The organism is uncultured Roseobacter sp., from assembly GCF_947496515.1.
GTDB lineage: Bacteria > Pseudomonadota > Alphaproteobacteria > Rhodobacterales > Rhodobacteraceae > Roseobacter.
The window spans coordinates 21,265-47,199 of record NZ_CANMDB010000003.1 but is presented as its reverse complement, the minus strand read 5'-3'; the positions used below and the strand labels follow the sequence as shown (position 1 = coordinate 47,199).

Annotated in this window: 20 protein-coding genes; 10 read left to right on the top strand and 10 right to left on the bottom strand. The window is 60.5% G+C overall.

Annotated elements, in window-relative coordinates; translation table 11 throughout:
- Window positions 1–153: 153 nt before the first annotated feature.
- Window positions 154–888: a VPLPA-CTERM sorting domain-containing protein gene (locus Q1A53_RS07370; RefSeq protein WP_299964586.1), complete on the top strand. Its 735-nt coding sequence runs from the start codon at window positions 154–156 to the stop codon at window positions 886–888.
- A 78-nt stretch (window positions 889–966) separates the two neighbouring features.
- Here Q1A53_RS07370 and Q1A53_RS07365 read toward each other — a convergent pair whose 3' ends face one another.
- Genes Q1A53_RS07365 through Q1A53_RS07350 form a run of 4 tightly spaced genes read right to left on the bottom strand, consistent with a single transcriptional unit; the run spans window position 967 to window position 3,761 of the window.
- Window positions 967–2,748 (bottom strand): hypothetical protein, encoded by a 1,782-nt coding sequence (locus tag Q1A53_RS07365; RefSeq protein ID WP_299964584.1) that lies wholly within the window; start codon window positions 2,746–2,748, stop codon window positions 967–969.
- Window positions 2,748–3,038 (bottom strand): hypothetical protein, encoded by a 291-nt coding sequence (locus Q1A53_RS07360; protein ID WP_299964582.1) that lies wholly within the window; start codon window positions 3,036–3,038, stop codon window positions 2,748–2,750. Before Q1A53_RS07360 ends, Q1A53_RS07365 begins: the two co-directional genes overlap by 1 nt.
- Window positions 3,038–3,451: a hypothetical protein gene (locus Q1A53_RS07355; protein ID WP_299964581.1), complete on the bottom strand. Its 414-nt coding sequence runs from the start codon at window positions 3,449–3,451 to the stop codon at window positions 3,038–3,040. Before Q1A53_RS07355 ends, Q1A53_RS07360 begins: the two co-directional genes overlap by 1 nt.
- A gap of 49 nt (window positions 3,452–3,500) precedes the next feature.
- Complete coding sequence (locus tag Q1A53_RS07350) at window positions 3,501–3,761, bottom strand: hypothetical protein (RefSeq protein ID WP_299964580.1); 261 nt, start codon at window positions 3,759–3,761, stop codon at window positions 3,501–3,503.
- Window positions 3,762–4,103: 342 nt separating this feature from the next.
- On the opposite strand from Q1A53_RS07350, the gene Q1A53_RS07345 reads away from it, so the two are divergent.
- Genes Q1A53_RS07345 through Q1A53_RS07330 form a run of 4 tightly spaced genes read left to right on the top strand, consistent with a single transcriptional unit; the run spans window position 4,104 to window position 8,315 of the window.
- Window positions 4,104–5,519, top strand: coding sequence for a hypothetical protein (locus Q1A53_RS07345; RefSeq protein ID WP_299964577.1), 1,416 nt, complete (start codon window positions 4,104–4,106; stop codon window positions 5,517–5,519).
- Window positions 5,520–5,528: 9 nt separating this feature from the next.
- Window positions 5,529–6,491, top strand: a complete 963-nt coding sequence (locus Q1A53_RS07340) for a glycosyltransferase family 2 protein (RefSeq protein WP_299964575.1) — start codon at window positions 5,529–5,531, stop codon at window positions 6,489–6,491.
- Between the two features lies 1 nt (window position 6,492).
- Window positions 6,493–7,350 carry a sulfotransferase gene (locus tag Q1A53_RS07335; RefSeq protein WP_299964572.1) on the top strand — a complete coding sequence of 286 codons (858 nt, stop codon included), beginning with the start codon at window positions 6,493–6,495 and terminating at the stop codon, window positions 7,348–7,350.
- Complete coding sequence (locus Q1A53_RS07330) at window positions 7,347–8,315, top strand: glycosyltransferase (RefSeq protein WP_299964569.1); 969 nt, start codon at window positions 7,347–7,349, stop codon at window positions 8,313–8,315. Before Q1A53_RS07335 ends, Q1A53_RS07330 begins: the two co-directional genes overlap by 4 nt.
- A gap of 18 nt (window positions 8,316–8,333) precedes the next feature.
- Here Q1A53_RS07330 and Q1A53_RS07325 read toward each other — a convergent pair whose 3' ends face one another.
- Window positions 8,334–9,764: a hypothetical protein gene (locus tag Q1A53_RS07325; protein ID WP_299964567.1), complete on the bottom strand. Its 1,431-nt coding sequence runs from the start codon at window positions 9,762–9,764 to the stop codon at window positions 8,334–8,336.
- Window positions 9,761–10,903, bottom strand: coding sequence for a glycosyltransferase family 2 protein (locus Q1A53_RS07320; RefSeq protein WP_299964565.1), 1,143 nt, complete (start codon window positions 10,901–10,903; stop codon window positions 9,761–9,763). Before Q1A53_RS07320 ends, Q1A53_RS07325 begins: the two co-directional genes overlap by 4 nt.
- A 274-nt stretch (window positions 10,904–11,177) precedes the next feature.
- Here Q1A53_RS07320 and Q1A53_RS07315 point away from each other — a divergent pair, with 274 nt between their 5' ends.
- Complete coding sequence (locus Q1A53_RS07315) at window positions 11,178–12,548, top strand: oligosaccharide flippase family protein (protein WP_299964563.1); 1,371 nt, start codon at window positions 11,178–11,180, stop codon at window positions 12,546–12,548.
- 133 nt (window positions 12,549–12,681) lie between these two features.
- A complete protein-coding gene (locus Q1A53_RS07310; RefSeq protein ID WP_299964560.1) occupies window positions 12,682–14,931 on the top strand; it encodes a hypothetical protein in 2,250 nt (749 codons plus the stop codon).
- Between the two features lie 71 nt (window positions 14,932–15,002).
- Here the strand turns inward: Q1A53_RS07310 and Q1A53_RS07305 are convergent, their stop codons facing one another.
- Window positions 15,003–15,884 carry a hypothetical protein gene (locus tag Q1A53_RS07305; protein ID WP_299964558.1) on the bottom strand — a complete coding sequence of 294 codons (882 nt, stop codon included), beginning with the start codon at window positions 15,882–15,884 and terminating at the stop codon, window positions 15,003–15,005.
- Between the two features lie 389 nt (window positions 15,885–16,273).
- Between Q1A53_RS07305 and Q1A53_RS07300 the strand changes: the two genes are divergently transcribed.
- From Q1A53_RS07300 to Q1A53_RS07290, 3 genes are all read left to right on the top strand, one after another.
- A complete protein-coding gene (locus Q1A53_RS07300; RefSeq protein ID WP_366872471.1) occupies window positions 16,274–17,488 on the top strand; it encodes a glycosyltransferase family 4 protein in 1,215 nt (404 codons plus the stop codon).
- Window positions 17,485–18,420, top strand: a complete 936-nt coding sequence (locus tag Q1A53_RS07295) for a sulfotransferase (protein ID WP_299964556.1) — start codon at window positions 17,485–17,487, stop codon at window positions 18,418–18,420. Before Q1A53_RS07300 ends, Q1A53_RS07295 begins: the two co-directional genes overlap by 4 nt.
- Window positions 18,421–18,529: 109 nt before the next feature.
- Window positions 18,530–19,372 (top strand): sulfotransferase, encoded by an 843-nt coding sequence (locus tag Q1A53_RS07290; RefSeq protein ID WP_299964554.1) that lies wholly within the window; start codon window positions 18,530–18,532, stop codon window positions 19,370–19,372.
- A gap of 31 nt (window positions 19,373–19,403) precedes the next feature.
- On the opposite strand, the gene Q1A53_RS07285 is transcribed toward Q1A53_RS07290, so the two are convergent.
- The 3 genes from Q1A53_RS07285 to Q1A53_RS07275 all read right to left on the bottom strand — a co-directional run bounded on the left by Q1A53_RS07285 (window position 19,404) and on the right by Q1A53_RS07275 (window position 25,618).
- Window positions 19,404–22,034 (bottom strand): AMP-binding protein, encoded by a 2,631-nt coding sequence (locus Q1A53_RS07285; RefSeq protein WP_299964552.1) that lies wholly within the window; start codon window positions 22,032–22,034, stop codon window positions 19,404–19,406.
- Between the two features lie 240 nt (window positions 22,035–22,274).
- Complete coding sequence (locus Q1A53_RS07280; protein WP_299964550.1) at window positions 22,275–24,680, bottom strand: tetratricopeptide repeat protein; 2,406 nt, start codon at window positions 24,678–24,680, stop codon at window positions 22,275–22,277.
- A gap of 245 nt (window positions 24,681–24,925) precedes the next feature.
- Complete coding sequence (locus tag Q1A53_RS07275; protein ID WP_299964548.1) at window positions 24,926–25,618, bottom strand: sugar transferase; 693 nt, start codon at window positions 25,616–25,618, stop codon at window positions 24,926–24,928.
- Window positions 25,619–25,935 lie beyond the last annotated feature (317 nt).

Genomic DNA, 25,935 nt, shown 5'->3' with positions numbered 1-25,935 from the left:
TTAAGATCTTAACTAATTTTGACGAAGGTAATTCACAAGCTATGGAGATAGTGCTAAATCAGGGTCTGTAGTCCCGGATCAACGATGATCGTCCCGGGTAAATTTGAGCCGTTTCGCGAGTTCGAGGAATGGTGTAATGATGGGTAAGATATTATGAAACATATTTTAGCGACTGCGGCTGCTGCGGTGTTCTCGATGGGCACAATGGCGTCTGCTGCAAGCTTCTCGCTGGATCTGAACGGTCTGGACGGCGTGGGCGGTACAGCAGATGACGCAATTTTGACAACAATTCCTGGCGGCCTCGAAGGTGCTCAGACTGAAACGCCGCTGAACAACGTTCTGCAAGGTCTCGGTCTTGGCACAGACACAGGCGGCGGCATCTTTGAACTGGGCGGCTATCAAGGCGCACAGGTCAACTTCTCCGGCGGTGGCAAGGTTCGTGTTGAACTCTTCGGCTGGGAAGCTGGTTTTGAGAACACATTCTCGCTCGACGGCAACACAGTCGGCAAAGTGAATGGTGATCCAGGTCTCAACGTCGCGGCTGATGTCAACACACCACTGGACTCGTTTGTCACGAGCCTCCTGGGTGCTGGCGCACTGAACTTTGACTTCACCAGCGTGAACGGCCCGGGCCTGACACCTAAAGGTGGCGTCAGCAACGGGACCAACCCAATCGTTGGCCAGAACTTCTTTGCCTCCTTCGGGCCCGGTAACGAAGATGCAACCAGCGGCAACAAACTGTGGCTGTTCTACGATGATGGTGACGTGTTTGGCGACAACCACGACGACCTCGTGATCCGCATCTCGGCTGTGCCACTGCCAGCCGGCGCACTGCTGATGCTCACAGGCCTCGGCGCTCTGGCGCTGCGTCGCCGCAAGAAAGCTTGATCTTTCAGGACTTCTCCGTAGTTAAATAAAAACAGGCCTCCTTTCGGGGCCTGTTTTTTTTTGCAGAGCTGTCAAAGATCAGCTGAAACTGCCCGAAGGGATAAAAGACGCCAGTGATCCGTCGTGGGATCCCGCGTTGTAGGCCGCCGCATTGCCGTCGAAATCCACGAGTGGCTGACCGAGAGCACTGCGTGAGAATGCCGGATCGGTCATACCGGTGGAGCCAGCGAACAACTCACGAACGGCCGGATCAGCGATATCCGCGATCGGTGTCGATCCTGTGCTTGACCAAAGCGCGACACGGTTGACCGTCCCGGCGAACGCATGGTTGGTTTTGTCCGAGCGGGTGAAAAGCCGCAAAGGATCGGGACCAAGCTGCAGGCTCGTGCCTGGCGCAGAGGTGTCCGTGGTGTTGATGACCTCCGCCCAGTTTCCAGTTGCTGCATCCAGCACCCAGCTTGTGACATTCATCACGTTACTGGCGTCAATCCAACCGGAGACAAGCAGGTGATACCGTGTTCCCAGCGTGATCGTTTCGACGTTCTGGCTGATGCTCGCGACACCATCCTGAAGCCGCACCCGCACGCCGCTGGCACCATCACCGGAGCTGTAGTTGGAGTGAATGCCGCCGTTGGTGCCATTCCAGGTGGCAAGCGCTGTTCGTGCGTCAAGCCCCGCATCCTGCGTCAGGGACGAGAAGAACAGCAGTGATCTTGACGTGCCTGGCAGCGGTTCGGCCGAGGTCAGATAGCTGCCTGATGGCACGGTTACGCTGTTTTCGACGAAATTGCCGGTGATGGCGTTTGTAACAGGGAGCGCGGTGAAGGCCGCGACCGGGTTCGCTACCGCATCCGCCAGCCCGTTTCCGGTATAGGACAGCAACAGGGTTTGACCGGTCGTGGCAACATCCGTGAGCGCCAGCGTCACGGCGGATCCGGTGACACTGGTGGTTGCGATGGCCAGAGTGGTCCCGTCCGCCGTCAGCGTCCAGTCGACCACGTCAGTCGTCCCGATCAGGTCTTCGGAGAAGACCAATTCAATCTCGAAACCCGAACCGGACGTTTGTGCCGTTGTTACCTGAGGGGCCGTTGTCTCCAGAAGAAACCCGTTGGAAGAGGCGACATTGGCGTCGCCGCCACCGGCTGGCAAGACATGCAGGTAATAGGTCTCGGGTGCCAAACCGGCCGTAATGTTGGGCAGTGTCTCTGTCCCCGATGTCGTCCAGATGTCGGAAAAACTGCTGGCGACCGGTGCTCCCAGATGATCCTGCCCCGCCAGGATCTGCGCGGCAGAAGGGCTGGTCGCAGCGCGCGTCAGCACACCGGCCACGGTGCTGTTCTGATCAATGGAGTAAGCCAGTTCCACCGTACCGGCAGGGGACTGCTCGGAGGCGAGAAGCCCGGTGATGACGGCTGCGCTGCCACTGGCTGATGTCACGACCTGCGCGGCGGAGGTGGCTGTATCACTGCCCTCTGCATTAGTGTCCGTCTGGCGCACCGAGACGGCTGCACCTTCGTCGGACGCGCCAAGAGCGAACATGTCGGTGGTTGCCCCCGCGACTTCCACGCCGTCGCGCAACCATTGCCATGTCGTTGTGATGGGCGCGGTCCCGGTTGAGGGAGACGCAGTCACGCCGAGCGTTTGGCCCACTTGGGCGATACCCGTCAGCACAGGCACACCGGTGATCACAGGCGCGGACACCTCTACCGTGGGTGTGATGACGAAGTTCTCGCCCGTGTCTGCGGCGACATCATAGGCAAGCCCACCTGTGGCGGGAATGCTGAAGGGCACTTCGCCCTGGTGCTGGGTCCAGGTCCCATTGGGATCGGATTGCAGTTTGGTCCAGATGGTACGGGGCATTAAGCGATCTCCACGATAATGGTGTTCACGGACGGTGTGGCAAAGAGTTCCGGACGATTGGGCAGAGGTGCCAGGGCCTCGACGCTGATTTCATCGGGGTCCGGGGTGATAATGGTCGTCGGGTCAGGGTTCTCCACGAGAGGCGTGATGACAAAGGTGCGTCCACCGTCGGTGCGAACGTCATATGTCAGCCCCCCGGTCACGCTTATGCTGAAGGGCGCTTCCCCTTCGTGCAGTTCCCAGTTTCCATTGGGATCGGACTGTAGCTTGGTCCAAACGGTACGAGGCATTAGGCAATCTCCACGATGATGGTGTTAAAGGTCGGCTGAGGTGACAGGTTCGGCACGGTGGGCAGAGGTGCGAGGCTCTCTACGCTGATTTCGCCGGGGTCAGGGGTAATCACGGTTGTCGGGGCCAGATCGGTCACCACCGCAACAGACGACGCGAAGACATCATCGCCCTGACCAACGGAGAGATAGAGAGTGGTGCCTGCCGCGGCTGACGGCACCTCCAGTTCCGGACGGGTGCCATACTGCGACCCACCCGGAGAGCTGCCCCAGGCATGGGTATCAAACACTGTCCCGTCCGAGAGGCGTGCGCCGAGTATGTTGCCAACAACGGCCTGACCGTTGCGGAGGCCCGTCACGACGAGACCGGGTTCACTTGTAGTGCCAGCCACAAAACCGACTGAAATTGAGATCATGAAGGCCTCTCCGGGTTTTCCGCGTGTCGTGGTGACTGGCGAGCGGTTGTCACGCCAGCGCCGTGATGTCGGTCGCCGTCGTTCCGCTGTTCCAGATGCGCGCAGCGCGGACGGGAAAGGCGCTTCCCGCGGCCACGTAGATGGTGGCCGTGGTCCCATCGACAGTTGTAATCCGGACGGTCCCGCTCGTGGCCACATTTATCGCCCGGCTGGCTTCGTCCATGTCATCTCTGTCGTTGGGCGTGACCTCCCATATCCGGGTAGCCGGGCTTTCAAGGCCGACCTGGTACTGCGCAAAGGCGTCCGTCATCTCTGAACTCTCCTCGTGACTATTTGTTTTCGTTAGGGGGCTAAGGACCCTGCTGACCTGAGCGGGCCGAGTCTGGAAAAAATTGGTTAAGATAATCGGAGACGAGCGCGCGCATGAGGCAAAGCACCCTGGCAGGAGCATTCCCGCCGGTGTCATGCAGAAGTGATGCATCTTTGTGGGAGCAGTTGTTCTAAAAGTAACCTTAGTAAGGTATATGCCCTGTCAAACGGATCATTGACGGACCGGTTCTTTCCGATGCCCCCACTGTTAGCCCTCTATTTATGGCCGGTTATCAGCGCGGTAATCCTGAGCAAGTTGCGATTGCCGCTGGCAATTTTGATCGTGATATTCACGGGTTACATGTTCCTGCCGGTTAGATTCGCCATCGACTTTCCGATGGTGCCGCCGATGGACAAACACGTCGTTCCTGTCCTGACGGTGATGGCCGCAACGATGCTGGTCGCTTCCCTGCGCGACTCCGTCCCGCATCAGCCGGGTCTCTTGCCAAAGAGCATGCTCGCGCGCGCGCTGATTGCGATGCTGCTGCTCGGGGCGGTGGGTACCGCCGTGACCAACGGTGACCGGATCGTCACGCCACTTGATGTCAAGCAAGGGCTTAGGCTCTATGATGGTGTCTCCGTTGCGATCAGCTATGCGCTCACCATCCTGCCGGTCCTGCTCGGGCGCAAATTCTTTGCCAGTCCCGAAACACATCGCCTCATCCTGATCGTCTTTTGCGTTGCGGCCTGCGGGTACGCGCTCTTGGCCTTGTATGAAATCCGCATGTCGCCCGGGCTGAACCGCTCCGTCTATGGCTTTACGCCGCATTCATGGCGACAGCACGTGCGTGGCGGCGGGTTCCGCCCAATGGTGTTTATGGAGCATGGGCTGCGGGTCTCGCTGTTCTTTGCCATGGCATTGATCGCCGCGGTGGGGCTGTTTCGCATGGGTTGGAAGACCGGACCCATGTTGCTGGCGATCGGCTGGCTCTTCGTAACGGTGGTGCTGAGCAAGTCTCTCGGTGCGCTGATCATCGCGTTGCTGATCATCCCGATGGTGTTCTTTCTCAGCACCCGGATGCTGATCCTGGCAGCGGCGGTGATCGCCATGACGGTGCTGACCTATCCGATGCTGCGCGGCGGTGGCTATGTGCCGGTTGACCGCATCACCTCCTTTGCAAACAGCATCGACGCGCAGCGGGCGGCCTCTTTCACTACCCGTCTGGAAAACGAGGACCTGCTGCTGGAACGGGCCGCCAAAAGGCCGATTTTTGGCTGGGGCGGGTTTGGCCGGTCCAGAGTGCGCAATGAGAAAGGCCACGACATCGTCATCCCCGACGGCTACTGGGTCATCATCATCGGTGTGGGTGGCTGGTCCCGGTATCTTGGAGAATTCGGGCTGATGACGGTTCCCATGCTGTTTTTGTTCCTGCAGCGGGGTCGAATGCAGATCAGCCGCGATACGGCGATCCTGTCGATCATTCTGGCGGGTAACATGATCGACCTTATTCCCAACTCTGGTCAGACCCCGATTACTTGGCTGATTGCAGGCGCGCTATGGGGCCGGCTGGAGTACAAGAGCACCGACAAAGGCGATGAAAAGGGGGGGGATCCACCGCCCGATGATCGAACCCGGGACACCGAACCGCGGTATGCCAGGGACTTTGGCACCCGACCTCCGCCGCGCCGCGCCAATGGCCAGCGCGCTATACAAGCGCGCTACACCCGCTATACCGGGGACCACCAGTCTAAGTCGTAAAGAGTTGGCATGACCTGCAAGATTGTTATTTCGATCATCAATTACCGTACCCTTGACCTCACGCTGGACTGCGTCCGCTCCGTGTTGGCTGACATCGGCACCCTCGATGCACGTGTTGTGGTGGTAGATAACGCATCTCAGGACGGATCCTGTGAAGCGATCGCCGACTGGATCGCGGAGCAACCCGCAGGGACCCCGGTGGAATTGGTCAGCTCCCCCGATAACACAGGTTTTTCAGGGGGGCATAACCAGGGCATCGCCGCCATAGAAGCCGAGTTCTATCTGCTGCTCAACTCCGATGCGGTGCTGCGGCCCGGCTTCTTGCAGAACATCCTGACCGCCGCCGAGGCGCACCCCAGGGCGGGGCTCATCGCGCCGCAGATCGAAACCGACGCAGGCGATATTCAGGTGAGCCAGTTCCGATTCCACAACCCGTGGAGCGAGCTTGTCCGTGCTGCGGGCACCGGCCCGATCACCCGCGCGTTCCGGCGCCATGTGGTGGCGCTGCCTCCGCCCGTTGATCCACAGCGTGTGGAATGGGCCTCTTTTGCCTGCATCATGCTGCGCGGCGAGATGGTGAAAGAGCTGGGCCCCATGGACGAAGGGTACTTCCTCTATTTTGAGGATGCCGAATACTGCCTGCGCGCGCATCGCGCGGGATGGGGTGTTGCGCTGGCTCTCGACGCGGTGGCGGTGCATTTTCGCGGCGGTTCCGGCCCGGTCAAGGCGGATGCCAAGGCGCACAAGCGCCTGCCGGCCTACTACTACAGCTCTCGAACCCGTTTTTTCTATCAGGCGCATGGCCGTTTGGGGCTGCTCAAGGCGAATCTGGCGTGGCATCTGGGCCGTGCCGTTGCGGGCCTGCGCCGAGCCGTCGGCGGGCGTCCCCACCCTGCCGTCGATCGCGAAGCGCGAGACATCTGGACCAATTTCACCACCCCGCTGGGGCCGCGCAACGCGCCGGGAGAGTAAGATGACCGAGCCTCGCTCCCTGCCCGATTTTCTGGTGATCGGTGCGATGAAATGCGGCACGACCACGCTTCAGGCGCAGCTTGCGGCACAGGAGGGCGTGTTCATGTCCACACCCAAGGAGCCGAATTACTTCTCCGATGACGATGTCTTTGCCTTGGGAAGCGACTGGTATCGGGGCCTTTTCGCTGCTGCCCCCGCGGGTGCGTTGAAGGGCGAGGCGTCCACGCATTATACCAAGCTGCCGACATATCCCGACACGCTGACCCGGATGCAGGACGTCCTGCCGGAGCCCAAGCTGATCTACATGATCCGGAACCCCATGGCGCGGGCGATTTCGCATTACATCCACGAATGGTCTCTGCGCGGCGCGGGCAGTGATGCGGAGGGAAGTTTTCGCAGCGAGTCGAGCTTTACCGACTATGGCTGTTACGGCATGCAGATCGCGCCCTTCGTCGAAGCCTACGGTAAGGAGCGCATTCTCCTGACCTGCCTGGAGGCCTTCAAGGCTGATCCGGTGGCGGAATTTACCCGGGTCGCGCGGTTTCTCGATCTGCCGATGACCGCGGTCTGGCAACCCGATCTTGAGGCGCAGAATGTCTCCGGCGAGCGATTCCGGCGGCTGCCGTTTCAGTCGCTTTTGGTGGATAACCCGGTGGCGCGGGCGGTGCGCTATGCGCTGGTGCCTAAATCCGTCCGCGAAAAGATCCGCGCCCGCCGCCAGATCAGCCAACGTCCGGAGATCCCGGCGGATGTCCAGCGGCAGATGCAGGCAAGGTTTCTGGAGGACCGCGATGTGCTGGCGCAGATTTTCCCCGGCAACCCCGCATTGGATCTGTGCTACACCTTCGAGCCCAAATGAGCGTGGGGCAGGATATCGGGGCGGTGGTGATCGGCCGCAACGAAGGCCAGCGCCTGATCGATTGTCTGACTTCGCTTGAGGGGCAGGTCTCCCGCATCATCTATGTGGATTCCGGCTCTACCGATGGCTCGCAGGAGGCGGCGCAGACGCGCGGTGTTGAGGTCATCACGCTTGATACCACGATCCCCTTTACCGCGGCCCGCGCCCGCAACGCCGGGCTTGCGCGGCTCACGGAAACGGGGTCTGCACCCGCTCTTGTGCAGTTCATGGATGGTGATTGCGTACTTGACCCGGATTGGATCGCGGCCGCTACCGGTTTTCTGGACGCGCATCCAGAGGTCGCCGTGGTGTGTGGGCGCCGCCGGGAACGGTTCCCCGATGCGACGGTCTTCAATCGTCTGATTGATCAGGAGTGGGACACACCCATCGGCGAGGCGCGCTCCTGCGGCGGCGACGCACTGATGCGCGTGGCCGCGCTGACGCAGGTGGGGGGGTACAATCCGGGTCTCATCGCGGGTGAGGAACCGGAGCTTTGCGTGCGGATGCGGGCCGCGGGCTGGAAAGTCTGGCGGCTGGATCACGAGATGACGTTGCATGACGCGGCGATCACCCGGGTCGGCCAGTGGTGGCAACGCACGCGGCGCGCCGGGCACGCTTATGCCGAAGGAGCTGCCTTGCACGGCGCGCCACCGGAACGGCATAATATCGCACCGCTGCGGCGCGCCCTGCTTTGGGGCGTGGTCCTCCCCGGTCTGACGCTTTTGGCGCTACTCATCTGGTTACCGTTGGGTGTTTTCTTGCTGCTGATCTGGCCCTTGCAGGTTCTGCGGCTCAGGCGGCGGTATGGCGATACGTCGATGGCGCTGGCCATGACATTCGGCAAGCTTGCGGAGGCGCAGGGCGCTCTGACCTACTGGTGGCGCCGCCTGATCGGGAAACGCTCCCGCCTGATCGAATACAAGTAGAGCCCTGCCGGGGGGAGATCAGGATCTGGTGCGGCGGGCCAGCAGCACCGCGAGGATGCCGCAGACGACCAACCAGGTTCCGAACACCAGCGCCGGGGACAGTCCCCAGTTTGCCATGCGGAAGAAAGCGTTTTGCCCGGTCAGCAGGTTTTCCAGGATCGGATCCTTGAGTGGAAACCGCATGCTCCCCGGCACCACCATTGTCATGGCCGCACAGGCGATGCTGAAGAAAAGGGAGAGCGCAAAGAGCCCCTGCAAGAGCTGCCGCGCGCGTCCCTGAAGGCTGTTCCACAGCCACAGCAGCGGCAGTGCCATGAAAAAGACGGCTGGCATTGTGTGGCGCGGCCCGACAGATGCGCCCCCGCCCCAGTAGAAATAGGAGGCGTTCAGCAGGAAGTAATAGAGCACCATGGCGATGCAGAGAGACATCTCGACCCGCTGCCCGGGCCCCCCTTTGGCAGGTGCACGCAGGCCAATCCAGATCCCCCAGGGGACCAGTACCAAAAGCGGTGAGAGCCAGAGGATCCCGCGTCGAAAGCCAAAGATGATGTGCCACAGGACGACCGGATCCGGCGCGGTCAGCCCGAGGAACCCTTCCTGCATACCCTCAAAGCCGACGACGCTGGAATAGCCGACCCGAAACGGGCTGCCAAAGCTGATCCAGTGATAGATCAGCATCGGTGCGGCGGCCCCCAAGGCAGCCAGCAGCGCCAACGCCAGAAGGCGCAGCGCCACGTCACGCTCCAGATAAGTGAGCCGCCAGAGCGCGTAGAGCGCCACCATGAATGCGGGGGGCGCTGCGGTATATTCGATGCTGACCGCAAGGCTGAGTGCTGCTCCGGCCAGTGCCGCGCGCCATCCCGGAGAGAGCCAGGTACCATCCCGACCCAACCCGGTGGAAAGCGCGAAGGCAATCGCCAGCGCGCCGCCTGCCCCCACATGCCCGAAAAACTGAACTGACCAGCCGAGCACGGGGGTTGCAAGACAGACCGACAGGCTGGCCATCAATGCGGCCCGAGGTGAAGCCCCAAGGCGTAGACCCATCCGGAAGAGAGCCGCGCCAGCGAGCGCCATCAGCAAACCACCCGTTGTCCACGCGATGGCCCGCCAGATCACCATCGTGGCAGCAGGCAGGGTATCGAGCGGCTGGGTCAGGCGGAACAGCGCGTCAGCCGCCGCAGGTGCCAGCGCGCGGCCGGTGGTGTAGGCCGGTATCGCCAGCAGTGCCATCCCCGGCGCCTTGTCCGAGTAGAAATGCGCGCCCGCCTGCGCCTTGTCCACCGTCATGTCGGCATGCCGGTCGATGCGCGTGGTGCCGTCGTCTATCAATGCACCTGTCAGCATCAGCCGAGTAGAGGAATTCGCGCCGCCAAACTCTGGCAAAAACGGCAGAGGAACCGCCATCAGCAGGATGAAAAGCAGCGCGGCAGTGAGGCGGGCCCCGCTCATCTACGCACGAAACGTTTGCGGAATACGAGGTACCGTGCGCCAAGGAAGTTGAACCCCATCCCTGCGGCAATGCCCGCCAACGCTGCCAGCTGCAAGGCAAAGGGTCCGTCCTCAAGCACGTTCATGCGCAGGCTGAGCGCCACGGCATAGTTGACCACCAGCCCCAGAAGCGATGCGCTTACAAAACCCAGAAACTGCCGCAGAACAGGTTCGCGGCGCGCATAGGAAAAGGTGAACCGACGGTTCAGCAGGAAGTTGGTGCACAGGCTCACGCCGATCCCCGCCGCGAGACAGAACCATTCCGGCAGACCCACCAAGACCAACAGGCTGAGGACTGCCAGGTTCACCACCACACCGGAGGCGCCGACAAACAGGAACTGTAAAAGATACATCATGCCGGAAAATTTGTGCATGTAGAGGCGGCGCAGGTGCTGGATGTACTTCAGCTGTTCGATCAAGGTCAGCTTGCTTTCGCCATGCTGTCGGTCGGTGAAATGAATGGGCACCTCGCCCACATTCTCAAAGCTGCATTTCACGATCAGCTCCAGCGCCACCTTATAGCCCACGGGATTGAGGTCGCGCGCCGCGTCAAAATCGGATTTGCGCATGGCAAAAAAGCCCGACATCGGATCTCGCACGGCTGTTAGGGGCCGCGCCAGGACGGTCGCAACAAAGCTGTTGAACCAGCGAAAGAAGCCCCAGTCGTCATCTGTCGACCCGCCGGGCACATAGCGAGAGCCGATCACGAATTGCTGGCTAGAATGCAGGCCCAGCACGAGGTTCGGAATGGCTTCAGGCGGATGACTCAGGTCGCAGTCCATGCAGATCAGGACCGGGTAGCGCGCCGCTTCAAACCCTTCGATTACCGCGGGGCTCAGGCCACGATCCGCCTTGCGCACGATGATGCGGGCCCAGTCAAAACCGGCGGCTGCCACTGCCTCGACACTGCCATCGCGGCTGTCGTCATCCATGAAGAGAACCTCCAGCGTCAGGTCCCGCGCCTGGCGGAGCGTATCGATGCGCTTGAGGATGTACGGGATGTTCGCCGCTTCTTGGTAGGTCGGAATGATGATGCTGATCCCCGCGGTAAAACGGATATCGCACAGATCGATTGGGTGTTCGCTGATCGCCTTTGTCATCGCTTTACCACGTGCCCTGTCCGAAAGCCGACGCCTTGGCCGCTTGTGTCATGCTTTCACGTGCCGCCAAAAGCCGATCCACAAGATCCTCTTTTTCCGAGACTTTAGGTGGATCATCTGGGGTAATTCTTAACACTTCAGTGCGATGAGAGGTCTTGAGCAACGTCTATCATTCCTCTGGGCTTGCGTGACGTCTTGTACTACAGCTTAGGCATTCAACAGAGCTTTAACAGAAGTTCGTAGCAAACCAGATCGCAGCGAGCAATTCTCCCCGATGGTTCAGTTTTCTCCCAGTGCATTGATGCGTGGCGAAGGCACAAAGGCCCGCGTGGTGCGCGGCACCATGATGACGCTCGTCGGGTTCGGTGGCAGCAAGGTCCTGCGGCTGATTTCAAATCTGATACTGACGCGGATCCTGTTTCCCGAAGCCTTCGGGATGATGGCGCTGATCACCGTTTTTGTCGGTGCGTTGGAAATGTTCTCTGACATGGGCGTCAAAACATCCATCATTCAAAGCAAGCGCGGCCATGATCCTGTCTACCTGAACACCGCCTGGACGGTACAGATCCTGCGCGGCCTGTTGCTTTATGTGGCCGCGCTGTTTCTTGCAGGTCCAGCGGCCAGTTTCTACGAGGAGCCGCTGCTCGCCCAGCTTTTGCCGGTTGCCACCCTGTCGATGGCGATTTCCGGGTTCGGCTCCACCAAGGAGGCGACGGCAAACAAAAAGATCCTGCTGGGCCGGATCACCGCCATCGGTCTGGGCTGTCAGGCGCTAGGTATTGTGATCAACGCAGGCATGGCGATGTGGCTACAATCGGTCTGGGGCCTGGTTTTTGGCGGGATTGTCGCCAATATTGTCAAAGTCACGCTGACCCACGTGGCCCTACCGGGGGAGCGTAACCGGCTGGCCTGGAACTGGGAAGTCTTCTGGGACATCTTCCATTTCGGCAAATATATCTTTGTGAGTTCCATCGCGGGCTTTCTGATCAATCAGGGCGATCGGGCAATTCTGGGTAAATTCGTCAGCCTGACCGAGCTTGCGGTCTACAATATCGGCTGGCTGATGGCGTCGATCCCCATGGCGTTCAACCGGCTTTTCGGGCGGCGCATCCTGTTCCCGCTCTACGCGGAAAAGCCGCCGTCCGAGAGCGAGGCGAACCGGCGCAACATTGCCCGGGTGCGGTTTGTGATGACCGCCTGCATGCTGAGCATCAGCCTCGCGTTGGGTATCACCGGGGATTGGCTGATCCAGACATTGTATCTGCCTGCCTATCACCTTGCCGGCCCCATTCTGGTTCTGGTGGCGCTCGCCGGGATGCCGACTGTTATCACAGCCGCCTACGGCGGCCTGCTGCTGGGCAGCGGCGATTCCCGAAGCTTTACGGTGCTGTTGATCGTGACCGCCGCCGTGCAGACAACCTGTCTTTACTTCGGCGTTCAGGCCTATGGATCACTGGGCGCCATCTTGGCGCCAGCCATCGCGGTCGTGGTTGTCTATCCGCTCAACGCGATGCTGGTGCACCGGCACGGTGGCTGGAACCCCCTGCATGACGGGGTCTACGCTCTCGTGGCGCTGGGTATCACAACGGTCGTGTTGACCCTTCATTCGGATGCTGTCGCACGGGTGCTTGCAGGCGAGTACTGACGGGCCAACGGCAACGGTATGGGGGCCGGAGGTCTTCACGTCTCAGTGCACGGGGATTGTCTGGGCCTCTGGCAATGTTGATATTGGAACTGGGCATGAAATGTCCCGTGACTGACAAGGAGACCGCCCTGATATGACCACCCGCCGCACAGCTTTGGGACTGTTCTCTGCGGCGGCGCTCTCGCCTCTCATGCCACGGGTGGCGCGCGCGGACACGCTGGGGGTCTCCATCCGCGTCACCGCTCCGCCGCTGGCCGTGGCCCCGATGGGCGTCTTTTTCGAAGCGGAACTTGAGACACCCTTTGACACGACGCAGCCCGGCGGTGCTGAGTTTCCAGCCGCCTACCGCCCGGCCTTTCACGAGATTACCTATGTCTGGTCGCTGCCGGATGCGGGACCGGCGCAAGCCCCCGAACATCTCGTCGAGGCCCACCGCCGAACGGATCAGGCCATGGGGCCTTTCATGGCACGGGTGTTTGCAACACCGGGTCGACATCGTGTGGCGGTTGACGCCTTTGCGCCTGACGGTCGTCGGGGCCGGGCGGAGGTTATCGTGGATGTGGCGGATCCCGAGCGGGTCTTTGGGTCGGATGGCACCATCGTGGTGTCATCCCGCGGCGATTTTACCGGAGCGCCCGCCCACAACCGGCGCAATGCGGTCACGGATCTCGCGCGCGCGTTCAAGCGTTACAACGCCCTCACGGGCAATGGGCACGTTCGCATCCTGCTGCGGCGTGGCGAGGTGCATGTGCCTCCCGCCAAACGGGGGCTTAGCTTCCGATCGCAAGATGCACATTGCCATATCGGCGCCTGGGGCGAGGGGCCACGACCGGTTGTTGATCTTTCCGGAACAGAGGCCAGCCTGTTTTTGCTGCACCCGGAATGGGATGGGCACGCTCTGGTGCTTCGGGACCTCCACTTGCGCGGCGGCTGGGACCCCACGACCGAGCTGTGGCGGGATGCGTACCAGGGTGCGGTAATTGCCACCCGGGGAGATGCGGCGCTCTTGCTTCACAACTGCCGGGAGGAAGGCTGCGCCGTCACCGTGAACAGTCGTGCGCCCAAACGCTCCAGCGGGATCCGGGCCATGACGTTCTTCAACGAATACGTCAAAACCGATTTCAAGGACTTCCTGTTGCTCAGCCCGCGGGATGAGGTGGATGTGGCGATTACCGGCTGCCGAGTGGTGCAACACCCCGAAGCCCTCAACGGGGGAGAGAACCGAGCGGTTACATCCTACGGGCTTTACGGGCGCAATGCGCATAGCTTCATCCGTTGCAGTGCCCGCAGGCTCTATGTCGCGTCGAACGACATCTTCACCCGTCACGGCTGGGCCTTGCAAAAGGTGTTTGACAACCCGGCGTTCCGGCTCAATCGAAACGACATCCCGGACATGCAGGTGGTCATCGCCCGAAACCACATCGAGGGGATGATGGTGCGCGCCTCCAAGCGCGGTGCGGTGCCGATGAACCTGTTGATCGAGCAGAATTACATGATCTCCAACCCTGCCACGGCACGGGCGATCAACCTGGGTGGCGGGGCCGCTACTCTGCGCAACAACATCATGGTGGAACATGACACACCGAAACTGCGCGGCACCGGGCCGGGGTTCCAGGGCTTCGTGAAACTCAGCTGGGACGGTAAGAACACCACGACCCGGGACATGCCGTTTTTCGTCTATAACAACAGCTTCATTCTCTTGCGCAGTGATCGCAACACCAATCACGGGCCGGGAACAGTGATCAACGAAGAGGCCGGTTTTTCGCAGGTCAAGCAGACCAACAACCTGCTCTGGGCGCCTGCGTTGTCGAAGGATCCAACGGGGGATGGGCCGCTCAATACCACTTCGCTGGGTTGGGATTCGCGCTATCTCGGGGCGCGGCTGGGTTGGGCGCGCTTGACTGATCAGACCCTGCCCCGGCAGATGTTTCCCGGCGACGAGATGCTTGTGCCCTACTGGAAGGACTTCTTTGGTACCCCCCTGCAGCAATCTGATTTCGCGGGTGAAGCAGGCCGCCACGTGATCCTGGTGCGCCTGAAGGGCAAGAAGAGGACCGCTTTCGAGGCGCTGACCGGAGACGCCGGTTTCCGGTTTGAGCCGGAAGGCGTGCGGGTCACCAACCTCAGCCCGACGCGCTGGCCCGAGGGCGCGGAGTTCACCCTGCATTGTGATCGGGGCACCACGCCGACCGCGATGCAGACAGAATATGGCCATCCGCCGGGCACCCTGTCGCTGTACCGGCCAAAGCCCGAGGCGGGTGCCTGGCAGAGTGCCGAGCCGCAGCTTTTGGCATTTCACGACTTTCTGGGTGAGCTACGACCGGGGACGCCCCATCCCGACGCGCCGACGGGACGCGCGTCGCGCGGTGCTGTGGAACCTTGAGACGCAGTTGGCAAACGAAAGAGGGCGACCCCGAAAGATCGCCCCCTGTAAGCTGGTGTCTGTGGTTGCGTTTACCGCTGCTTGCGCCGCAATTGCCAGCCGAGCAGGATCAGGCCGCTGGCTAGGAGGGGCAGACCCGCAGGGCCAGGCACCGGTGAAGGGGTCGGTGTGGTTGACGTTCCCGTTCCGGCACCAAGGAAGTCCGCTTGCAGCCGCGCACCGGTAAAGATGTTTCGATTGTCGTCTTCGGTGACGCGGATAAAGCTGTTGTTCGACGACGCAAAGCGGAACAGCCAGGTTTGATCCTGGGTGCTTTCAGCGCCTGAGTCGTCGGCGGCAAAGAGCCCCGTGCTCAGCAACGCGTTGCGCGCGCTGCGCTGCAGACCGGCAAAGATCGTTTCTACTACGGAACAGGTCGCATCGCCACACAGGCTCAGGTTGAAGGGGTTCAGACCACCCAGATCGGACAGGATGAGGTCGGTAAAACCACCCGACACCGGGTTGAAGATGATCGAGGAATTCCGCCCGAAATCGACCTGCTCATCGGCCTCAACCGTCGTGCCGGAGATGCCCGAGTTATCGAGGCTGGCAATCTGCGAATTGACGTAGCTTGCCGTACCGGCGCCCACCTCATCCTGATCGGTCAGAAAATTCTCATTGGGTGCACCGCTCGACGGCCCGCTGCTGGGATCATTCAACGAGGAAAAGCTGAGCGAGGCATTGGCCCCATAGCTGAAGTTATCAACCTTCGTTGCCGATCCGGCATTGCCGCGGTTGTTGAAACTTCCCAACTGGTAGACCGACTTGGTGGTGAACGAAAAGGGCACACTTGTGGTGCTAGCCGGCACCGTCTGATCAGCGATCAGGAAGATATCCACGCTCGCCGCATCGGCAAATTTCGGTATCGCGGTCACGCAGGTCAGCAGTGCGACCGCAGGAAGCGTGCACTTCAAGAAATGAACGCCCTGGTTTTGAAAAACAGTGCTTGCAAACGACATCGTATACGAACCCTCACTAAACCTATCACAGCTAAATAGCCCGCAGGGGCGCTTGCTGCCATATTTAATACAATCTTAATTACGACACGACATATCACAGAGTCTACGCTGATCGGCCAATAAAAAAGCATCTGCCGCGAAAATTCGCCCATCATGCTTAAGGAGCATAACCATCGGTAGAAAAGATAGATCAAAGCGCACCGGAGGTGGTGTTTGCCATGATGCGCGTGCTCGCTTTACTCACTGAGTGACATTCGACATAAGCTAGAAAACGCTGCCAGGATCCGCCCTTACCCATGCCATCTCCGTTGCGCATAGCTTATCTGACGGCCCTTTACCCGGCAGTGTCGCATACATTCATCCTGCGGGAAGTCGAGGGGTTGCGCGCCCTGGGGCTCGAGGTTGAGACGATTTCAGTGCGTCATCCAGGGCCTGAACATCTGCTGGGCGAGACCGAGCAGCGCGCCGCGCGCAACACGTTCTATATCCTGAAATCCGCTCGGCAGGGGCTGACCCTTTTCAAGGCAATCGGCGCCGCGCTGTCCCGGCCCCGCCCGCTTGGTCAGGCGATTCGCTTGGCCTGGCGCACCCGCCCGCCCGGGCTGCGGGCGGCGATGTATCAGATGTTCTACCTGATTGAAGCCCTTGTGCTTGCCCGGCATTTGCAACAACGGGGCATCACCCATCTGCACAGCCATTTTGCCCAGGCCAGCGCCAGTGTCGCAATGCTTGCGGCAGCATTTGCCGAGATCCCCTTCAGCTTCACGCTGCACGGCCCGGCGGATCTCTACGAGACAAAACACTGGCATCTGTCCGAAAAGATTGCGCGTGCTGCCTTTGTTGCGTGCATCAGTCATTTCGCCCGGTCGCAGGGCATGCTGTTTTCGGATCCTGAGCATTGGGACCGGTTGCGCATCATCCACTGCGGTGTCGTACCTGAGATGTATGAGCGGAGCGCAGCCGCGTCACCGGATCCGGGGCATGAGCTGCTCTTCGTCGGTCGCCTGGCGCCGGTCAAAGGGTTGCGCGTGCTGCTGCCCGCACTGAGTGCCGCGCGCGAAAAACACCCGGATCTGCGGCTGACCGTCGTCGGGGATGGTGAGGATCGCGCTCATCTGGAACAGCTTGCCGCACCTCTTGGAGCGGCCGCGCATTTCACCGGCTATTTGTCGCAGGAAGAAGTTGCGGACAGGCTCGCCCGGGCCGACGCCTTCGTCCTCCCGAGTTTTGCCGAAGGGTTGCCGGTGGTTTTGATGGAGGCGCTGGCCGCGGGCAAGCCGGCCATCGCGCCGCGGGTAGCTGGCGTGGCGGAACTGATCGAGGATGGGCGCACGGGGTACCTCTTTCACGCCGGTGACGTCGCGGGGCTGCGACGCGCGCTGGAACATCTTGCCTCTGATCCCGAAGGTGGCGCCGCCCTTGGCGCGGCGGGGCGCGATGTTGTCCGCGCGGAGTTCGATGCGGGGATCGAGGCGGCGCGCATAGCTCGATTGTTCCTGCACGGCCCAGGTCAGGCCCTGCGCCCCGAACCGCTCCAGCCTGAGGAGATCGCACAGTGACCAAACAGGATATCACCGCGCGCAGTTTCATCGTCTTTGGCGCGCTGCGCTCGGGCACCACGCTGCTGCGCATGATGCTCAATGGTCATCCCCGTCTGTCCTGCCCGGGCGAGATGGATTTCATCGTTGATCATCTGGATCCGTCGGGCCGATACGACCGCCAAGCGCTGGAGGAAAGCCGGATCTACCGCGCACATGAGGCGCTCTATCCGGAGACACCGCTGGCGGATCCAACGCCCGAGGGGTTCGTCTCCCGCGTTGCGGGGCCGGACGATGGTATTGCGGCGGTGATCATGCACCGGCATCTGGATCGCGCGCTTGAGGTGTTTCCCGGAATGCGCGTGTTGCACCTGATGCGCGATCCCCGGGATGTGGCGCGCTCCTCCATTGGGATGGGCTGGGCCGGGAATGTATACTACGGCGTGGATCACTGGATCGGCACGCAAAAGGACTGGCAGCGGTCACTGGATCGCTTGCCGGAGCCTCAAAGGCTTGTCGTGTTCTACGAGGATTTGATCCAGAAATCCGAAGAGACCCTGAGTGGGATCTGTCAGTTTGCCGGGTTGAGCTTTCACCCCGATATGCTGGCCTATGACGCGGATAGTACCTATTCCAAACCGGACCCGCGACTGATCCTGCAGTGGAAGCAGAAGCAAACTCCCCGCGAGGTCGGGCTGGTCGAGGGCAAGATCGGGCCGATGCTGCAGCAATCGGGGTATCCGCCGTCCGGTCATCCACTGGTGCATCCCGGACTTCTGGACCGGCTGGGGCTGTGGCTGCAAAACAAGCGGGCGCAATGGGCCTGGCGTATCGAGCGGCATGGTCTGGTGGACCCGGTTTTGGTCAGGATTGCCAGCCGCACCGGTTTGCCGGGGTTGGGACGGGCCGCCAAGAAACGTATGGACAACAGAAAAATCCATCATTTGAAGTAGCGTAAAGCGAGACCCTGCGATGCTGCATCACACAGACCGGCCCAGAGGTCCGTATGACACCAGAACCCGCGGGTGAAACCAACGAGCCCCATTTGTTTCGGAGCGATCCATGAGCCAAATTCCCAACCTGTTCATCATCGGAACCCAAAAGGGCGGCTCAACCTCTCTTTACCATCACCTGTCAAAGCACCCTGATATCGGGACTTTCCGGGAAAAGGAGTGCAACCTCTTTATGGAAGGGGTCGATATCCCGAAAAAACTGGAGGCCCTTGGGCCCTCAACCGGCGGTGACAGGTATCTCTTGGATGGATCGATCAACTATTGCCGCTATCCGCGCCACAAGGGTGTGCCGGAGCGTATTCTGGAGCATGTCGGTCGTGACACGCCGCGGTTCATCTACACAATCCGCAATCCGGTCGATCGGTTGATCAGCCAATACTACTGGAATTCGGAACGCTACGGTGAACATCGCGATCTGCTGACAGCGGCTGCGGAGGACGAAACCTATGTCGCTACAGGGCAGTATGACATGCAGATGGCCCGGTACCTCGAACATTTCTCGATGGATCAATTCCTTTTTGTGCAGTTCGAGACCTTTCGCGCGGCGCCTCAGGCAGAGGTGAACCGTGTGCTCGACTGGCTGGGTTTGTCGCCAGTCACCATCAATACCGACGTTCAGCTGGCCAGTACCAGTACCAAGACGACGCGGTCTCTTCGGCTTCCGGGGCTGCACGCTCTGGTGTCGGGAACACCCGCGCTGCGGCGCGCGGTTCAGGGGATGCTGTCGGATCGCACCATCCGCCGGTTGAACAAGCTGCTGTCCAGAGAGGTTGCCCGCGAGCCTGTGGACAAAGCCACGCGGCACGAACTTCTGAACCGCCATTTTCTGGAGAGTATAAACAAGACCGAGGAGATGTTGGGCCTTGATCTGAGCAGTTGGAAACAGCTCTGAACGGCGGCGAATTCAAAAGTGTCCGCCCGGGTCAGGAGCCATACATTCGGTACACCCGGCGGCCCAGATAGAACATGATCGCAAGGAAAAAGCCCATCGGCAGTGCGAGCGACAGCGGATACGGTAGGCCCTGGATCTCCAGCACCTTGTAGACCGGGATCACGAATTGATGCAGCACGTAGATCGGCAAGGCCAATCCGCCGAACGTCAGGGCCAGCCGAAGCAGTTTTCGCAACATGCCGCGAGCGCGGGACCACACCGGGATGACGGTCATGAAGGCCCCCAGCATCAGCAAACACAGACTGCCGTAGTATCCTAGCCCCATCAGTGACGTGTGCATGCGTGTGGATTGGGTCAGCAGGACGGTCCCGTGGGCTTGCAGGAGCGCTGCACCACAAAAAACGGCTCCCAGCCCGCCAATCAGGAGCATCCGCCGCCGCACGAGGTCGAGGTCATCTTGCCTGATGATCCAGTAGCCGACGGCGGCACCGGCGGCGGTCATCGTGCCGAGCTTGAACACGTTATAGCCGCCTGCGCCGAACATCAGTCGCGCCAACTCGATGGGGGAGACATATTGGACGTTGGGCATCGCCTCGCGCATGAATTGCCATGATGCCCAAAGTGCCAGCGACAGCACCAGCAGGCTGGTCACCGGCTTGCGCAGGCGGGCCAAAGCCGGCAGCCAAAGCCGCGCCGTCACGAGCATGATCGTGTAGTAGAGCAGCACGCTGTAGAACGCATTGGAGACGGTCAGCCAGTTCATCAGCGCGCCCCGCATCTCTGCGTAGGCGAGATAGACGATGCCCATCATCACCGCGCCCGTCCCAACAAGCAGCGCAGCCCGGTCCGCCCGGTAGTAGATCGCGCGGGCGTTTCGCCCCATTTCGGGCAACATATAGAGCCCGATGCCCAGCCCGAAAACCAGTGCAAAGCCCGGTGTTCCTAGCCGTGTGTAGGAGATAAAGACGGTTTGCGGCAGACCAAGAACGTTCAGCAGCCCGGGTCCCCAATGTGACAACATGACTGCCAGAACAACCATGGCGCGGGTGAGCGTCAGCGACCAGGTCAGTTGGGTCTGTGCCGGCAATACAGTGCGCGCGGGCGTTTTGGCGCCTGTATCCTCTGAACCCACCAGGGCCACGACGTCGCGCAGCGTTGCTCCCTCAAAGGTTGCGTTGATGGCGGGTCGCGGGACGCCGGCCTTTTCCATGACCAACCCGACCTGCAGACCGCTTAGAGAATCTCCGCCGCTATCGTAAAAACTGTTCTCCGGGCCGATATCCACCTGGCCCAGAACGCGGCTCCACAGGCGGGCGATTTCCGCTTCTTCGTCTGACAGGGCGCTTGTGATCGATGCGGCGTCACCGCTGGCGGTCTCAGGCACATCGCTTCCGTCGATCGCGTCGCGCAATGCCGCCCGGCGGATCTTGCCTGTGGCCGTTCGGGGCAGCGTTGGGAGCTCCAGCCGTTTCAGACTGCCGCCCGCGCTCACGCCTTTTTCGCGGAGCGCCTGCAGGGTGGCCGCGGCAACGAGGTCCATCATGTCGCTCGCTGGCGGTTCTGCCGCGAGCAGGGGCACTTCCCCCCGGATCGGATCGGCCACCGGCGTCAGGGCGAAGTGACCGCGCGCGTCGGGCACCAATGCGGCGACCCGCGCCTCTATCGCCTCCGCACCGACCTTGATGCCGCCCAGGTTCATCTGATCGTCAAGCCTGCCGAGGAAATAGAGCATACCGTCACGGATTTCCCCGCGATCAGAGCTTAACAACCACCCATCCGCATTTGTCAGCGCCGTGAAGGTCCCGCCGGGCGTGATCCGACCAGGGGCCACATGATCGCCCCGAATTTCGATGGCCCCGCTTTCGTGGATGCGCACAAGCTCCCCCGCCGTACCGACCGATTCCAGCCGCGCCATATCCTCTTCGTCCGAAATGACCAGGAACGTCGTCCGCGAGGCTTCGGTCATGCCGTAGTGCTGCACGATCCTCGCATTGGGAAAGAGCGTCTGCATCTGCCGTTTTTCCGCGGCCGTCATGTACTGGCTGCCGATCTCGATCCAACGGACAGCTTTGCCCGCGTCACCGATCACATCCGGTGCGGTCAGCACCAGACGCCAGAGGCTGGGCACAGCAGAGATCGCGTTGATATCGCCCGCCTCCAAAAGGCGGCGGATTTCGACGGGATCGAACCGTTCCGGGAGGAAGAACGCCCCACCTGCCGCGCTGACCGCCCGCGCGCGCCCAAGCCCGAAGGAGTAGGTGACCGGTACGCCCACATACTCCCGGATTTCATCGGTGACCTGCATGACCGTGTTCAGCCGCTCGACCACATCACCAAGGTTGCGATGGGTCAGCACGATTGCCTTGGGTTGGCCTTCGGTGCCCGATGTAAAGACGATCTGCGCCGGGGTGTCGGTTTGCGCAACGTGGTGTTTAAACCGGGCCCAACCACGGGTTTCGCTGGCATGTGTCAGGGCCGTGACGTCGGCCCCGTAAACGGATGGGTCCACATCTGCCCGGGTGATGGCAAAGAGCGTGTTTGTGTCATAGGCGCTAAAGACGGCACGCAAGAATTCCACCGAATTTGCGGCTTCAATTGCGGTCAGGCCCGCCTCGAACACATCGGCGATCTGGGCGGCCTCTATATCAGTTGCATGGGTCATTTGCTGGCCCCGTGATCATGCCGTGACCCACGCGGACAGGTATCCGATAAGCGGAGAAATCGGGTGTTGGGCTGAAGTCTGGTAGGCCAATCGCGCGCGGACGAGCATTTCGCTTGTTGCCGGAAGCCTGACCGACCGCGCTCGCTCAACACCCAGATGAATTGGGCCAAATACATGTCAGCTTACCTTGCGGGGGGATAGGAGGCCCCAGATCCGGGGCATTCCATCTTCCCGCATCGTCTAGTTTTCCTGCTGCGCCTGCAAATTCTGGATTTGCTCTTTTGCGCGCGCGATCTGGTCGCGTTGATCTGCGGGTCCCGCAATGCTCACCGCTGCCTGGAATTGCTTCAAGGCCTCATCACTGCGACCCAGCGCCAGATAGACCTCGCCCAGATGGTACTGGACGACCGGATCCCCCGCGAGGCCTTCTGCCGCGTCTTCCAGGTAGGGCAGCGCCTCTTCGCTGTTGCCACGACGATGCAGGATCCAGCCATAGGTATCCTGCAGCGCAGGTACCTCAACGTCGCGGAAACGGCGTGCCACGACCCATGCCCGCTCCAGGCTTTCAGCGTCCTGCTTGTGGGTGGCCAACAGACTGGCGAGGTTATTGGCGACAATCGCGGAGCTCGAACTGCGGGCGTAGAGCCCTTCGTAGATCGTGATCGCTTCGTCGATCTGACCATCCTGTTCGAGATGCGACGCCTTGGCCCAAAGCAGCTTGGGATCCTCTGGCATATGGGTCAGCGCTTCATCAACAATGTCGCGGGACGCATCCGGGTTTTCCTGGCGCACTTTCAACCTTGCCAGTTCAAGCCAGACATCACTGCTGATCTGCGGGTCATTCTGCACCAACTGACGATAGAGCGTTTCAGCCTCGTCCAGATTGCCACCGATCGCCTCGACACTGGCCTGCACGCCGATAACGACGGGCTCGTCCGGCATTTCCTCCCGGAGCGTCCGAATAAGCTCCAGTGCGCCGTCAACATTGCCCGTGGTCAACCTGGCCTGCACAACAGCAAGCTGCGCGCCGAGAGAGGCATCGGCAGAATCGGCCAGCTCCTCCAGATAGGACATCGCTTCTTCAGCGCCGCTTTGCCGGTTGATCCGTTCAGCTTCAAGCCGGTTTGCCGCTGGGAGAGCACGCGGGTTGTCGAGCCTGCGCAATGTCTGAACCACCTGTTCAACACGGCCCAGATCGTCCATCCGCATATAAAGCTCACCCGTCAGCAGCAATAGATCAAGGTCCTGGGGCGCAATCCGCAAGGCCGACAACAAGATGTCTTCGGCCGACAAATAGCGCTCCTCACTGATCAGAAGCTGGGCATAGCGTATTGTCTCCGCGGGCGCATTGCCGGACGCCTCCACCGCCAACGCCATGAAGTCTTGCGCCAGTTCCGGACGACCGGACCGCTGATAAGCCTGTGCCATGAGGGTCATGGCCTGCGCATCGTTCGGCACCCGATCAAGGGCAAGCCGCAATCCGGCGATTGCATTATCGGCCTCGTCGGCTTCAATCTGCCAGGCCGCCTGCATTTTCAGGGCTTCTGCGTGCCCTTCATCAGCTGCGAGAACCTCCGTCACCCGCGCGCGTGCGCCCACCTCGTTGCCGGTGGCAAGTTGCATCCGCGCCAGAGCGATTTTGGCGTTAAGAACATCTTCGTTGTTTTCGGCATCGCGTACGAGTTCCTCAAGAGACGCGATGGCTTGCTGCTGATCGCCGACCTCAAAATCGAGACCCGCCAGAATAAGTTGGAACGGTACAGGGTCATCGGCCTCCGATGCCGCCGCTTGCAGTTCCTCCCGGGCAGCCTCCGCACCGCGCAGCTCCACCAGAAAGCGGATCAGATCCATCCGCGGACCGGTGTCTTCTGAGTTGTCGGCACGGTCCCGCAAGAAGGCTTCGGCCTTGTCGAGGCTGTTGCGAGACAGATAAAACCGGATCAGCGTTGCAGTGTATGTCTCATTGTCCGGGAAGCGTACGATCATATCCTGAAGCTGCGCTTCGATCGCCGCGTCGTCGTTCATCTGGCCCAGGACATCGAGACGCTGCATCAGCATGCGTTGATTGTCCGGATCGCGTTCCAGCATCCAGTCCAGATTGCTCAGCGCGACATCAAAATCACCATCACGCAAGGCAGCATCAACAATCAGTGCTTTCAGGAACATGCTGTCAGGCTGGTCCTCCAGCATGGCCGTTGCCTGACGCATCACCTCGCGTCTGGCCGGTTCATCCTGCTCGCGTGCGGCAGCGCCGTAAGCCCGCACCAATGCGATGGCCTGCACCCGCGGGTCCTCTGGCGCAACGGTTTCAATGTGGGAGCCGTGCCGCTCCACTTCCTCCAGGTTACCGCTGCCCAGAGCGATTTCCGTCAGGATAATCCGGGTATCGACGTCATCGGGGTACTGTTCGATGATGCGCAGGAACTGACGGTAAGCACGCTGCTTGTCGTTTTTCTGCTCCAGATAGACTTCACCCAAAGCCCGGCGCGCTTCGAGATGGGTCGCATCCAGCTGAAAGACGTTCCGAAACTCCAGGATCGCCCGATCAACGTCACCGCTTTCCAGAAGGGCCTGACCGTTCTCGAAATGCTCGTTTGCCCGCTCTTCCGCTGATTTGCAGCCAGCCAGAGCCAAAAAAGCCGCCATAAGCAGGGCCAGTGATCGCGCTGACATAACAGTACCCACGCTGTAGTCCTTTCGTTCGAACTCATTATTCAAATACAACAGTAAGCTGACATAAGCAGCTTAACTTACTCCTTACGCAGGAGATACTGAGATATCAAATGACCATCGGGCAACAGAATTGCAACGACATGGATGGTACCAGAGCAAAGTGACAGATGTTAAGTCTTTAGGCGGAACCGTCTGTTCACTTTACCTTCATCGCCAGGTCAGCATCCCGTGCCGCGTAGCACGACACCGATCGTTCTGAAAATGACCCGAAGGTCGGTATTCAGCGACAGCTGACGTTCGTAGAGATCATCATAGTGAACCCGACCGCTGAATTCGCAATTGTTGCGATCCGAGACCTGCCATAGACCCGTGAGCCCGGGGCGCAGGTTGTAGTAGGCTCTGCCGGTGTAGCTGTCACGTTGAGAGACCATCATTGGGCGGGGTCCGACCAGCGCCATATGGCCCGCGACCACGTTCCATAGCTGCGGCAGCTCATCTAGGGAAGTCTTTCTGAGGAAACGACCGATAGGCGTGATCCGCGGATCGTTGCGCAGTTTTTGCGTCTGGTTCCATTCCGCACGTGCGGCGGGGTTGGCGGCCAGGTAGGCCTCCAGCAGGTCATCAGCGCCATGGACCATTGTCCGCAGCTTCCACATGCGAAAGACCTGACCATTTCGACCGACACGGAGTTGTGAGTAGAACGGGTTGCGGCCGTCCAGCGCGACCAGAACCGCCATGACGGGAACGAGCAGCAGCACGACGGGCGCTGCCAGGATGCAAAGGACCGTTTCAAATAGCCGCTTGAAGAAAGACCGGTACAGGTTGCTTGGAACGAGCTCGTCCAGCTGAACATCAATCGGTTCTGAACTGTTGATCAAATTTCTGTCGTGCGAAGAAAGCCGGAGTGTCATAATCTACCTAACATATACCTTGGATCTAAGTGTCTGATCCGCCAAATCTTTAACGTCTGAAGTTAGTTTGAAGTCTTACAGTAATTTACGAAAATTTGGTTTATCTAACACCAGAAAGTCGCACGGGCAAAGCCAACAACGCAATAAGATGAAATTTTCATGAAAATCTTCGCTTTTCATCTGTTTTTTGCGATAAGTGCGCGTTGAGGTTGTGGCCTTGGCTGCTCTATAACGTCAGACGAGCGCTCGCTGCCGGACACCAGACGGCTTGTCGGCGCAAAAGCGCGAATCACCACGTTTAAGAAGTTTTCAAGATA